Raw genomic sequence first — 13,827 nt, 5'->3', positions numbered from 1 at the left:
AGTACAAAGTGTTTTGAATGCTTGTGCGTATGCAATCAATGTAATAGTCCATCTTTCACAGCACGACACATGGCGTTTAATTTTTTAAACCTTCCACGTGCTGCAAAATAGCCCAGAACCAGCAGAATATAAAAAAAATTGCAGATGATAACGCTTGGCCAGCAATACCAGGGCGTATATTTCTTAATGATCCAAAGACGGTTTCTTTGGTTGTAATAATGAACCATATGGTTTACATACCCTTCTTTTCCGCGTGTTGCAGATTTGTTGGATACTCCGGCAATATGATAAATCACAGATGCAGGATGATAAATGAGTTGATAACGAAGTTTCCTGATCCTGAAAGAGAGGTCCACATCTTCACTATACATGAAGAAGTCTTCATTCAGTAAACCGGTTCGATCCAGCATATGTGTGCGAACGAGAAATGCACAGCCGGATATCCAATCGATCTCTTTTAATTGTAGATGCCTTTTTTTGGGTAATTGATTTTCTCCGTCTGTATAGGTAAAGCCTGTCCATGGGTTGAAATAAGCACCTCCATTCCATAACAAATTTCGGTTATCATTGAAATGGATACGTGGCTGGATGGCACCCACTTCAGGGTGCGTTTCCATATAATCAATGAGCAGGGTTAAAAAGTCAGGCTCTACAAAGGTGTCATTATTCAGCATGATCGCATAATCGAATGGCTGTGCCTGTGCGTAACGTAATCCGATATTATTGCCACCTGCAAATCCGAGATTGGTCTCAGATGGAAGTAATACGATGTGTGGATGATGGGTACGAAATTTTTCGACAGATCCATCCTGTGATCCATTATCAATGACGATGACTTGATAATTTGGATACTTGAGTTGTTTGAGTGATTCCAAACAATCACTCGTAACGTCAAAGCTTTTCCAATTGACGAGTATGATCGCTACCGATGGGAAGGCTTCTGCTGAATGATTCATGTTGTGCATTAGGAGCGATATCCTTTATATTGATGAAGCAACTCATGATCCGGTAACACGTATCCTGTTTTTTTAGTGCCTATAAAATAAAGTCCACAAGCGCCATCATAAGCACCTTTGTTGTGATTCAGTAGATAGTCGAAATATTTCAGCCAAAAAACCAGGAAACTGGAAACATAACTAATGATACGGTCCATTGTTTTATTCACAGCGAAAGAAAGAAAGAAGTAGCGTAATGACCATGCCAGTGAAGAACCCGGACCGGCAACCAGTCCACGATCTATTTCTTCAAAATTCCGAAACAATCTACGATGCCCCAGATCTGTAAAACGATGAAAATCATATTTACCGCCGTGAACCTGTTGCATGAAAGGGGTTTCAGCGTAAACGATACCATTTTCATGAAGCACTCTTTCAATCTCTCTTACGCATTGAAACGGATCCAGCACATGTTCCAGTACCGCCTGAACGATCACCAGGTCAAAAGTATTCGCTTGAAAAGGAATATGGTGTGCATCAAATATGATATTGGTATTCGGTCCTTGTGCCACATCTGATTCTACCATTATGGTTTGTTGTGGTAGCTTTTGTTTTAGTATCGACATTCCTGTGCCATCAATGCTTCCTCCGATCACTAAAATACGAGGCGCTTCCAGATGCGACAACCGATCGGCCAACTTTGTATAATTGATCTTACTGGTATAATTCAATGTAACATCCGGTCGAAGTTTTCGGAGAAAATTAATGGCTGGATTTTTGCTATTTCCAAAAAAAATGGAAGGTGCTTCGGGTGTATTGAAATCTTCTTGTTTAAAAACCTCATTATGCTCACTCACAAAAACAGGTACCTCGAAATAGATCGGAAACTTCATGTTGCAAGATGAGTTGGTGCACTGAAAATGATCTTGCTGTTGTTGAACCTGCGAACCGCATTCCGGACAAATCAATAAATGTTCAAAAGATTGAAAACGCATTCAATATATTTTAAGTAACTGCTTCGTTCAAAAGTAAGTGATAAGTGCCAGCTAAAAAAGTCAGTAAAGTTGGTTGGTTTTCCGTATGAAATACAGGTACAAAGGGATACTACTACATTCAATCACCAGCAGATATAATCCAAACAGTCCCGGTTGCTGCAGGCTGATCAGTATTTGTGCAAATAAGATGGCTATGAACAGCAGTAAAACGGCAATGATGAAAATGTATTTGTATTGTTGTTTGATCAAGAGATCGGCTACATTCAGTGAGTTTAATGCCGCTATCAATGGAACCAATGCCACATATCGCAAATACACGGTAGCCATTGCATTTGATTCAGGAGAAACGATATGGATGATGGTATCCGGGAAAAAAAATAAAACCAATGCTACAGCTAAAAATAGGATGCTGATCAGATAACTCAGTTTTCTTTTCATTTGTTTCCATGCATCCGGAGATTGCTGGTATCGTAAGGCAGCCCTGGGGTAGATGGTATTGAAAAAAGAAATGATGAGCATACGGAATGACCAAATGATCTTATCGGTAAGTGAATAAGCGGCCAGTATCATACCATCGCCCATACTTGATACCACAAAAAGAAAATACGATTGCTGTAACTGAACACAGGCATTGTTTCCTGTCAGGTAAAAGTTGGTTCGTACATATTTTTTTAGCTCGCGGAATGATACCATAAAATGGAAAAGCTGATATTTTCTGATGATATGTAGCATCAGAAAAAGATTGGCTAGGATACTCGGAATACCGATCAGAAAATTCACCCAGATACCCTCCTTACTACTGGTGATAAAGAATAGAATGAGCAGTGCTGAAATGATTTTGGCTATGAGATTGCTCAAATTGTATAAAAACAATTGTTGCATGCCCACAAAGAAGAAAAAGGGATTCAACATTTCAGCGAGAATAATGGTATTGGCTGAAAGAAAATGTCGGTAGTGACTTGGAGAAACAAAGAAGATCACTGATAATAGCAAAAAGGAGAGTAATAAAAGCAGGCCCCTGGTATAGTAAATACTATAAAAGGTTTGCGATAATAAAGAACGATCAGCACGATGCAGTGCCACATCTTTTACACCTGATTGGTTACTGCCATAATTGATCAGAATAGATACCATTGCTGCATAGGATGCTGCCACCATGATCTGACCAAATTCAATCAGCCCGGCTTTGTGTGCAATGATCGGGATCAGTAGAATCTGAGCCAGTACATTGGCTGCTTGTAAAAAACTAAGGTTAGCAAAATTTTGAATTGCCGACCGGTTGTTCACAAGTGACAGGTATATCTTTTGAAAAGGCATTTTCCGGGTCAGTCGTTATTGATACATGGAAGCTAATATTCTCAGATTATCGATCGACCAACTTTTCTGACAGAGACTGTTGAAAGGTTGCAATACATCACTGAGTTCAAGTACCAATCCACCTGTATGTCCTGTTGTATATTCGATCTTATAATGCGTGGTTCCATTTTTATTACCTGCATTTGCACATACTCCGGGTAAAGTACCCCAGGAATTACTCAATGGCGGGTTATTGATGACCGTTGTACCATAATCATTGGGAAAAGACTGTGGGTGAACACCATTTGAAAATGTGGTGAGGTGAACGATCATTCCATTGATGGTCATTTTCCAGAGATCGGGTAATGTAGAGCCGGAGGGGATAAGATTCCCATCCCATTTATCATGAATGTAGAGATCGAATTCAACTTTTAAAATATTGTGTTCTGGTAAGGAATCCAATTTTAGTTGCGCCAATACGCTATTGAATCTGCCCAACACACGGTTATTGTCTAGATAGGAAGTGATTTTAGTGGAATCCACTCTTCCAAAAATGTTGTAAAACACAAAACCACTTGCAGAGTCTCTGTCGAAGTCATTTTGATACACCACATTTTTTACTGGCAGGTTTTTAAAACATCCACTCAGAAAAGGAATCCAACAAACGCATATGATGAATAGCCATCTGCCTACCTGCTTTTTTACCTTGTATATGCTTTTTATTGCCATATGATAACAAAAGTAGGTGGTTTCCAGTGTAGATGTATAAAATTCTGGCTGTTGATACTTAGCGGTAATTGTATTCAATAGCGGAGTAAAACTGCTATGAGCTTTGAGCGCGAGCTCTGAGCCTTTATAGCTTGGATGTACAGGATCAAATAGAACGACTGTTTGGAGGCGTAGGTTATTTCATTGAAGCGAAGTAAGGCAACGCTTCATTCGTCAGAGAATCCCTTAAAAATCAATAGGAATACACTTGCAATGATTATGACTCACAGCCGGTAGCTCGTAGCTCAAAGCCTTTTTCTTACAATATTGGAGATGGATCGTTCTTTCAGATCACTCGTTCAAGCTAATACTTAGGTGGATTGATTTTCCAGGGATACGATTTATCAACCGTAACCACCACTTCCATCGCTTCTCTGAAAAAAGGGATAGCATTGCTCATTTTGGTAAGTAATATTCTAAGTGATGACTTCCAATGATGTGCAGTTTCAGTGGGTTTGTATTGAAACTTTTGAATATCCAGATGTAATCCATCATTCAACATGTTGAAATAAGATTTGATCTCGCTGGTGGAATATTCTTTCCAATGATGACCATAGGTGACTGTTGGGAAAATGGCTTTTACATCCATTCCAATTCCCCTGAATGTGATCAGATTGAATAGTGTTTTCACGATCGCATATAGTGTAATGGCATTGGGGGTGGTGATATAGATCTTACCCTTATTTTTAATCAGGGTATGTATTCTTTTCCAGAAAGCGATCGGATTGAATGTAATGTGCTCGAAGATCTCTGTAAATAAGATCAGATCATATTGGTCCTTTTCTTCGCTTAAGGATCCTAGATGCTCCAATTGATTTTCTATCACCGGTGTCAGTTGATGATCGGCTGCTCTTTGGCGGATATAGTCCAATTCCCAGAACTCACTCACGTCCATCGAAACAACCTTATATCCCAGCAATTGTAAAAGCAATGAAGAGTGCAGGTAATGACTGCCAATATCGAGTACGCTACTACCGGGAGGTACCATTCGACTTACGGTTTCCCCCATTTTATGAAAGCGTTTTTTATGGTAGTTGAAATAAATGATATCATTTTCAATACCTGATGAAAGTACGATCTTCTCGACTTGTAATAATGCTTCTTCAACCTGCTGCATGTAGCTGACTCCGATTTATGAGTTTCAAAGATAGGGATAGGAATAAGAAACTGGGGATCGGGTGATTGGGTGATTGGGTAATCGGGGGATCGGGTGATTAGGTAATTGGGATATCAGGATGTTGGTTGTGGGTGGGTAAGAGACTTGTGGTATTTAGTGAGTAGTGAGTAGTGAGTGTGAGAAATGAGTTTTGATGTTATCCTTACTATGGACCATCGACCATGGACTATTGACCATTCACAATTCACCATTCACATTCCCCCACATTTAGTAGTTTTGCGCCTATGTCAGTTCAGCCTATACGGGTTAGTATTGTCAATAAGTCGAATAATCCTTTACCTGGTTATGCAACATCCGGGTCGTCAGGTGTTGATATCAGGGCTTATTTAGAGCAACCCATCACTATACAGCCTTCTGAGCGCCTATTGGTACCTACCGGTATTTTTGTAGCTATTCCGATAGGATATGAGATCCAGATCCGCCCACGAAGCGGATTGGCCATCAAACAAGGAATCACCTGTTTGAATACGCCGGGTACCATTGATGCGGATTATCGCGGTGAGATCAAAGTGATCCTGATCAATCTTTCAGCGGAAGCGCAGGTCATACAGCCCGGTGACAGAATCGCTCAAATGGTTTTACAAAAAGTAGAACAAATTGAATGGGACTTGACCGATGAACTGAATGATACCGAAAGAGGAAGTGGGGGGTTTGGGAGTACGGGGGTTTAGGGGATTGGGTGATCGGGTGATCGGGTACTGGGTGCTGGGTATTGGGTGATAGATGGGTGATGGGATATTTTTTTACTATTAAAAATGATCATTTTGGTAGGGATATATTCAAATAGTTTACGCATGCTCAAAAAGCTTGCAGCTTGCAGCTCGCAGCTCGTAGTGTGTAACAAAACGCTTGTGGCTTTTAGCTTGCAGCTTGCAGCTGTTCTCTTCCTCTTCTCCTGCAAAACGGTTAAGAAAGTAGAAGCCATTCAGGAGGCGATCACAAAGAAAGATACGGCTCAGGTAGTGGTGATCAAAGAAACACCGGTGGTGGATTCAGCCGCTATTGTTGCTGATATCATGGGAAAAGTGATTCAGAATAAGATCGACTTCCAAACTTTTAATGCCAAGATCAAAGTTGATTATGAAGGCGCGGAGAATAAAGATAATTACACGGTTTATCTGAGTATGCGCAAAGACAGTGTTATCATCATTCGTGTGAAGGGTTCATTCCTGGGTATATCCGCGGAAGGACTGCAGGTGAAGATCAATAAAGACAGTGTGACATTGGTTCGTAAAGTGGGTGAGAAATATATCATGAATCGCTCGATCAATTATCTGCAGGAAGTAACGGAAATACCTTTTGATTTTGCTACCGTTCAGGACTTGCTCATTGGTAATCCCATTTTCATGAGTAAGAACCTGGTATCCTATAAAAATAGTAATACCCAATTATTGGTGGTTATGGTAGGAGAGCTGTTCAAACACCTCATCAATCTTGATAAAAATGATAATCGCGTTCTATACAGTAAACTGGATGATATAGATGTACAGCGTAATCGCACTTGTGATATTACGTTTGGCGGTTATCAGCCTTTGGGTGATTATATGTTTGCAACCAATCGCAAAATATCCATGGCAGAGAAGGCAAAATTGGATATTTACCTTGATTTTAAAGAGTTTACGTTAAATGATCCGTTAAAATACAACTTCGAGTTGCCAAAAAACTATAAGCGTAAGTAATTTACCCTTCAATTTTTCGTTATCAAACAAACTTTCCGTGTTGGCGGATTAAACCCATTGATCATGCTGAAATCTTTTTTCTCCTTTTTCCTGATTTGCTTCATCGGAATTGCGGTACATGCCCAAACCCGCGAGGAACTGCAAAAGCAGGAACAAGACCTGAAAAAAGAATTAGCGGAGCTCAATAACCTGCTATCACAAACCCAGAAAACGAAAAAACTTTCTTTGAGTCAGTTAGCCATCATCAAACGCAAAGTAGCGATGCGTGAACAGTTGGTTAATTCCATCAATCGTCAAATACGGGATCTGGATAATACCATCTTTTTGAATGAGCGTGATATCTATCGTCTAAGAAGAGAGTTGGATACTTTGCGTGTAAAATATGCCAAGAGCATTGTCTTTGCTTACAAGAACAGGAGCAGTTATGAATACCTGAATTTTATTTTCTCCTCCAGAAGTTTCAATGACGCCATCAAAAGGATCACTTACCTGAAAAGCTATCGCCGTAATCGTGAAACACAGGCTGAAGCTATTATGCAGTCTGAGCAATTGCTGAAAGAAAAGATCGATTTGCTGAGTAATAATAAGAAAGAGCGTATTACCACACTTACCAAACAAAGTGAGCAGTTAAAAGTCTTACAAGAAGATAAAAAAGCACAGGATCAGGTGGTGGCTCAGTTGAAAGGAAAAGAAAAAGAATTATCTACTCAGATACAGAACAAAGAAAGACAGCGTCAGAAAATGCAGCAAGCAGTTACTGCCATTATTCGAAGAGAAGCGGAAGAAGCTGCCAGACGTGCAAAACTAAAAGCAGCAGAAGATGCTAAAAGAGCTGCTGCCAATACTACGAAACCGGGAGAAGCTGCTCCTAAAAACAATACTGCTTCCAATAGCAATATCACCAAGAGTGGTGCTATCAGTGAGCCATTGGAGAACAAGCCGGTGGCAGACAGACCTTACTCTGCGCTGGAATCAACCCCTGAAGGAAGAGAAACTTCTATTCAGTTTGAACAAAACAAAGGTCGACTACCATGGCCTGTTGATCGTGGTAATGTGTATGTGCCATTTGGTATTTCTACTGTTCCGGGCACCAAGCTCACGCAGAAAAGTGATGGTATACAGATCGCATTACCGGAAGGATCTGCCGTGAAAAGTGTGGCTGATGGTGAAGTAGTGTATGTTGGTGAGATCAATGGAGACCTTGCAGTATTTGTACGACATGGAAAATATTTCACTTCCTATAATCAACTTTCTACGATCTCTGTTTCTGTAGGACAACAAGTCAAAGCAGGCTCTCTGCTCGGAAGATCCGGTAAAAGTATTGACGGAGAAGGCGCCATTATTTTCATGATCAGCAATGAAAAAGCAGCTCCCATGAATCCTGAAGTTTGGTTGAAACCGAGAAGATAAATAAACAGAGAAATAAGGAATAGGAAATAAGAAACAGAGAAAGTGAATCGTATTTTCTCTGTTTCTTGTTCCATGTTTCTTATTTCCTATTTCTCTCTTTTCTTATCTTACAGCATGCAACAATACATCCTCTCCTTTGACCAAGGTACCACCAGTAGTAGGGCCATTGTATTTGATCATGCCGGTACGATCTGTGCTGTGGCGCAGAAAGAATTTAAACAAATTTTTCCGCAGCCCGGATGGGTAGAACATGATGCCAACGAAATATGGAGTACCCAATTGGGTGTTGCAGCAGAAGCGGTCACAAAGGCCGGTCTCACCATTCAACAAATTGCTGCGATCGGCATCACCAATCAGCGTGAGACGACCGTTGTTTGGGATAGACAAACAGGGATGCCTATTTTTCATGCCATTGTATGGCAAGACAGAAGAACCGCTGCATACTGTGATGAACTCAAAGCGGCTGGACATGCAGCCATGATACAATCAAAAACCGGATTGATCATTGACGCTTATTTTTCAGCCACTAAATTGAAATGGATCCTGGATCATGTAGATGGTGCAAGGGCCAAAGCTGAAAAAGGCGAACTCTGTTTTGGTACCATTGACAGCTGGTTGGTATGGAAACTCACTAATGGAAAAGTTCATGTGACCGATGTATCCAATGCATCCAGAACCATGTTATTCAATATTCATTCTTTGACATGGGATGAAGAACTTTTACAACTATTCAATATTCCCAGTACCGTATTGCCTGAAGTAAAAAGTAGCAGTGAAGTATATGGGCATACACAAAATATTCTGACTGCGCACAATATTCCGATAGCGGGTATTGCAGGAGATCAACAGGCTGCATTATTCGGACAACTGTGTACACAACCGGGCATGGTTAAAAATACCTATGGTACCGGTTGTTTCATGCTCATGAATACCGGAGAAAAAGCAGTGCGTTCTCAAAATCATTTATTAACTACGATTGCCTGGAAGATCAATGGTGTTACACAGTATGCGTTAGAAGGCAGTGTTTTTATTGCTGGCGCGGTGGTTCAGTGGTTGCGTGATGGACTGAAGATCATTCGTTCATCCAAAGAAGTAGAAACATTAGCAGCTACAGTTAAAGACAGTGAAGGTGTATACATCGTACCTGCATTTGCAGGTTTGGGTGCTCCTTATTGGAATCAGCATGCAAGAGGAACGATCACAGGTATTACCAGAGGAACAACTGCAGGGCACATAGCACGCGCTTCATTGGATAGTATCGCTTATCAAACCATGGATGTATTAAAAGCCATGGAAGCTGATGCAGGAATCACCATCAAAGAATTAAGGGTCGATGGCGGTGCTACGACCAACAATTTGCTGATGCAATTTCAAAGTGATTTGTTGAATGCTAAAGTGGTTCGTCCGATCGTGACAGAGACAACAGCCCTTGGAGCCGCATATCTGGCCGGACTCGCAGTAGGATATTGGAAAAGCACAGAAGATATCCAGCAACAATGGCAAATGGATCGAACATTTACGCCTCAAATTTCAGACGATCAAAGACAACAGTTATCCAAAGGATGGAAAAGAGCGGTGGGGGCGGCTGAGTTTGATACTTAGGGTGCTGGGTGCTGGGTACTGGGTACTGGGTACTGGGTACTGGGTACTGGGTACTGGGTACTGGGTACTGGGTACTGGGTACTGGGTACTGGGTACTGGGTACTGGGTACTGGGTAACTTTTTAGCGTATAAAATTACAATAATATTTGATCAGTTCAGTTTAATAGCACTTAACATCTATAACCTAAAACCTAGTACCTAGCACCCAGCACCTAGCACCCAACACCCAGCACCCAACAACACCTAACACCATGAACCGATCCACACAACTGCAACAATTAAGAGAAGATCTAACCTGGGATATGGTGATCATTGGAGGTGGTGCAACCGGATTAGGTACAGCTGTAGATGCAGCATCACGCGGATATAAAACGTTGTTGATTGAGCAATATGATTTTGGAAAAGGCACTTCTAGTCGCTCTACTAAATTGGTACATGGGGGTGTACGTTATTTAGAACATGGTAATATCAAACTTGTAAAAGAAGCATTGCGCGAAAGAGGTTGGTTACTCAAGAATGCACCGCATCTCACTTCAGTGCAACCCTTTGTGATCCCTGTGAGAAAATGGTGGCAGAAATGGTACTATGGTATTGGACTTCGTTTGTATGATCTGTTATCAGGAAAACTATCTCTCGGACAAACCAAATTATTATCTGCAAAAGAAACTATTGCATTATTACCTGCATTGAATCCGGAAAAGATCAAAGGTGGTATTCTATACTATGATGGACAATTTGATGACAGCAGGTTGTGTATCGATCTTGCTGCGACAGCAGTTTTACATGGCGCTACAATATTGAATTATTGTACAGTGACCGGTCTGATCAAAGAGAAGAAAAAAATAAAAGGACTTACTGTTCAGTTGGTAAAAGAAGGAGAAACACTCGAGATAAAAGCGAGATCAGTCGTGAATGCGACAGGTGTTTTTACGGATGCCATTTTGAAAATGGATGATCCTGCTGCAACCAATATGGTAGACCCATCACAGGGCGTACATCTTGTTGTAGACGCCAATCATTTTCCGGGTACACATGCACTCATGATTCCCAAAACAGATGATAAGCGTGTTTTATTTGCCGTACCATGGCATGATAAAGTGGTGATCGGTACAACCGATACACCTGTTGATGAAATCACAGCTGAACCATTGGTGCTGGAAGAAGAAGTGGACTATATCCTGGAACATATCAACCGATACGTATCTCCACAGATTCATCGAGAAGTTATCAAAAGTGTATTTGCAGGATTACGTCCTTTGGTGCGTTCAAAAGAAGGAACCAGTACTGCTTTGTTATCACGCGATCACACCATTGTAGTATCAGCCAGTGGTTTGGTGACCATTACCGGTGGTAAATGGACGACCTATCGTAAAATGGCACAAGATGCAGTAGATAATGCGGTATTTATTTCTAAGTTAGACAAACGTTTGTGCATCACTAAAGATCTACCGATCGGTGATCCATTATCTGTGCAGCAGAAAAAAGAAAAAATGGTGCAAGAAGATCCGGGATTGGCAGCACCCTTATATCCGGGTTGCGCTTACCGATTTGTAGATATTGCTTATGCTGTACGACATGAAATGGCAATCACTGTGGAAGATGTATTGGCCAGAAGAACCCGACTTTTATTTTTAGATGCACATGCAGCATTGGATTGCTTAGAGAAAGTGGTTGTATTTATGCAGCGTGAATTGAATGAATCAGAAGCATGGGTGATCCAACAAAAAAATGATTTTACTGAACTCGCAGAAGGATATCTTTAGGAAGAAAAGAAACAAGAAGCAAGGAGCAAGGAACACGGAAGGATGAAAGAATAAGTGACCAAGTTCAAATAGGGCACTAGTTCGCTCTGACAAAAAAGAGATACTAAATTATATTCAATTGTATGACCAACTTTTTATCTGAATTTTTAGGAACTGCATTACTCATCGTGTTAGGAGATGGGGTAGTGGCTAATGTAATTCTCCCCAAAACCAAAGGCAACGGCGGTGGACTGATCTCTATTTGTTTCGGATGGGGACTCGCCGTTTTTGTGGCTGTGTATGCAACAGCACCTTATAGTGGTGGACATTTGAATCCAGCCGTTACGATCGCATTGGCATGGCTGGGTAATTTTCCATGGCAGGATGTTCCTGTTTATTTGTTAGCGCAATTATCAGGTGCCATGACAGGCGCTTTATTGGTATGGTTGATCTATCGACAACATTTGGATGAAGCAGATGATGCCGCAACAAAACTGGCAGTATTCAGTACCGGTCCTTCTATTCGTAGTCCCTTTCAGAATTTACTTACGGAAACACTTGCGACCCTTGTATTCATGATAGGTATCCTATTTATCGTAAAGCCTGCCCATTCAATGGGAGCGTTGGACGCTTTGCCGGTGGCTTTATTGGTATTATGTGTTGGATTGGGTTTGGGTGGTCCAACCGGTTGGGCGATCAATCCGGCGAGAGATTTAGGTCCACGCATCATGCACGCAATTCTTCCGATCAAAAATAAAGGCGGTAGTGATTGGTCTTACAGCTGGATACCCGTAGCAGGACCTATCATTGGAGGGATATTGGCCGCAGTGGTTTGGGAAGCGATATTTTAATGTTAGTCGATAGACCATAGACCATAGACCATAGACCATGGTCCATGGTCCATAGTCAATGGTCTACTATGGACCATGGTCTATGGTCTATCGACTAACCTCACTTTCTTTTCCCTAAAAACGGCAAATTAAAGGTCTGCGTGTGGGTTTTCTTTCGGGGTTTCTTTTGGGGTTGGTATTCCTGATAATAGATCCTTAGCAGGATGATAAAATAAGAGATCAATAGCGGACCGAATATCAGTCCTGTGATTCCGAAGTAGTGTAAACCAATGATGACGCCGAGTACAGTTACAATAGGATGTACATCGGCCATTTTCTTAGCTAATAAGAAGCGAACGACATTATCCATACTACTCAATATCACCGATCCCCAGATGAGTAAAAAAACTCCCTGCCAGGTTTGTCCGATCACCAATATATAGATACCGGCAGGTACCCATACGAGACCGGTTCCCACGATCGGGATGACAGAGGCAAATCCGGAGACAACGGCCCAGAAGCCCGGCTCATTCATACCTGTGATCAAAAATGCGATATAGGCTACAATACCCTGAACAACAGCTATCAGCGGAACGCCCACTGCATTACTTATTGTTTGGGCACGCAATTCTGCACCAAACATGGCGATCTGACTACGTTTAAAAGGCAGATAGAAAACAATGGCGGCTTCCATTTTTCCGGCATTGGTGATCATGAAGTACAGAAAGAAGTACATCATAATGATGGCACTGAAAAGATTCAGTCCCTGGTTCAATGCTGAAGAAACAAAGTTGGTGACTAGGGTTTGTAGTTGAGCGATGTTTTTATCAGACAATAAAGTAAAGTGGAACTTTTCCTGAAGCAGTTCATCGATATGTGATAAGGGTTCGGCAACTGCAGTAAAGTTGACTGCGATCAGGGATATTTTCTGATACATCATGGCACCCAGCAAGGAGATCGGTACTAGAATGATAAAAAATGAGGTAATGATCACCAATAAAGCCGCCCAGGATCTTCGCCAGTTGCACCTGCTTACCAGCCATTCAACAGGTGATTTACTCAACACATAAAACATGATCGCCCCCAGGAAAGCTGTAAAAAAAGCCATCAGGCTATACAACAGGAAAATGGCCAATACCAAAATGGCACCCAAAAAAATATATCTGTTGACTTTATGGTCTTGGAGGTGTTCCATGGGATAAATTTAGGGGATATGGTTGATAGGTACTAGGTGATGGGATAGGTTTTGGGTGCTAGGTACTAGGTACTAGGTTTGGGGATTAGATGTGGCTGGCTTCGTTAAGTCTATACCTGAATCTATGTTGAAAAGCGCTTGGTATTTCAGACGTACAACAGATTCTCTACTACCCAGTACCTAGTACCCAGCACCTTG

Annotated in this window: 12 protein-coding genes; 6 read left to right on the top strand and 6 right to left on the bottom strand. The window is 41.4% G+C overall.

The window, feature by feature from the left end:
* Positions 1-35: 35 nt before the first annotated feature.
* The 5 genes from ABXG83_RS06250 to ABXG83_RS06230 form a co-directional block, all read right to left on the bottom strand.
* Positions 36-956 (bottom strand): glycosyltransferase family 2 protein, encoded by a 921-nt coding sequence (locus tag ABXG83_RS06250; protein WP_353550626.1) that lies wholly within the window; start codon positions 954-956, stop codon positions 36-38.
* Between the two features lie 8 nt (positions 957-964).
* Positions 965-1,828, bottom strand: a complete 864-nt coding sequence (locus tag ABXG83_RS06245; RefSeq protein ID WP_353550625.1) for a methyltransferase domain-containing protein — start codon at positions 1,826-1,828, stop codon at positions 965-967.
* Positions 1,829-1,990: 162 nt separating this feature from the next.
* Positions 1,991-3,217 (bottom strand): oligosaccharide flippase family protein, encoded by a 1,227-nt coding sequence (locus ABXG83_RS06240; protein ID WP_353550624.1) that lies wholly within the window; start codon positions 3,215-3,217, stop codon positions 1,991-1,993.
* A gap of 45 nt (positions 3,218-3,262) precedes the next feature.
* Positions 3,263-3,955: a hypothetical protein gene (locus tag ABXG83_RS06235; protein ID WP_353550623.1), complete on the bottom strand. Its 693-nt coding sequence runs from the start codon at positions 3,953-3,955 to the stop codon at positions 3,263-3,265.
* A 343-nt stretch (positions 3,956-4,298) separates the two neighbouring features.
* Positions 4,299-5,111 (bottom strand): methyltransferase domain-containing protein, encoded by an 813-nt coding sequence (locus ABXG83_RS06230; RefSeq protein ID WP_353550622.1) that lies wholly within the window; start codon positions 5,109-5,111, stop codon positions 4,299-4,301.
* Positions 5,112-5,395: 284 nt separating this feature from the next.
* On the opposite strand from ABXG83_RS06230, the gene dut reads away from it, so the two are divergent.
* From dut to ABXG83_RS06200, 6 genes are all read left to right on the top strand, one after another.
* Complete coding sequence (gene dut, locus ABXG83_RS06225) at positions 5,396-5,842, top strand: dUTP diphosphatase (RefSeq protein ID WP_353550621.1); 447 nt, start codon at positions 5,396-5,398, stop codon at positions 5,840-5,842.
* Positions 5,843-5,965: 123 nt separating this feature from the next.
* Positions 5,966-6,850, top strand: coding sequence for a DUF4292 domain-containing protein (locus ABXG83_RS06220; protein WP_353550620.1), 885 nt, complete (start codon positions 5,966-5,968; stop codon positions 6,848-6,850).
* A 63-nt stretch (positions 6,851-6,913) separates the two neighbouring features.
* Complete coding sequence (locus tag ABXG83_RS06215) at positions 6,914-8,260, top strand: peptidoglycan DD-metalloendopeptidase family protein (RefSeq protein ID WP_353550619.1); 1,347 nt, start codon at positions 6,914-6,916, stop codon at positions 8,258-8,260.
* Positions 8,261-8,374: 114 nt separating this feature from the next.
* Complete coding sequence (gene glpK, locus ABXG83_RS06210) at positions 8,375-9,862, top strand: glycerol kinase GlpK (protein WP_353550618.1); 1,488 nt, start codon at positions 8,375-8,377, stop codon at positions 9,860-9,862.
* Positions 9,863-10,113: 251 nt separating this feature from the next.
* The gene (locus tag ABXG83_RS06205; protein ID WP_353550617.1) at positions 10,114-11,625 is read left to right on the top strand and encodes a glycerol-3-phosphate dehydrogenase/oxidase; all 1,512 of its coding nucleotides are present in this window, start codon (positions 10,114-10,116) and stop codon (positions 11,623-11,625) included.
* A 122-nt stretch (positions 11,626-11,747) separates the two neighbouring features.
* On the top strand, positions 11,748-12,455 hold the full coding sequence (locus ABXG83_RS06200; protein WP_353550616.1) for an MIP/aquaporin family protein: 708 nt from the start codon (positions 11,748-11,750) through the stop codon (positions 12,453-12,455).
* Positions 12,456-12,555: 100 nt separating this feature from the next.
* Here ABXG83_RS06200 and ABXG83_RS06195 read toward each other — a convergent pair whose 3' ends face one another.
* Complete coding sequence (locus tag ABXG83_RS06195) at positions 12,556-13,629, bottom strand: AI-2E family transporter (protein ID WP_353550615.1); 1,074 nt, start codon at positions 13,627-13,629, stop codon at positions 12,556-12,558.
* Positions 13,630-13,827: the final 198 nt, after the last annotated feature.

The sequence above is a fragment of the Sediminibacterium sp. KACHI17 genome (assembly GCF_040362915.1).
Taxonomy (GTDB): Bacteria; Bacteroidota; Bacteroidia; order Chitinophagales; family Chitinophagaceae; genus Sediminibacterium.
This window is presented reverse-complemented; position numbering and strand designations above follow the sequence as displayed.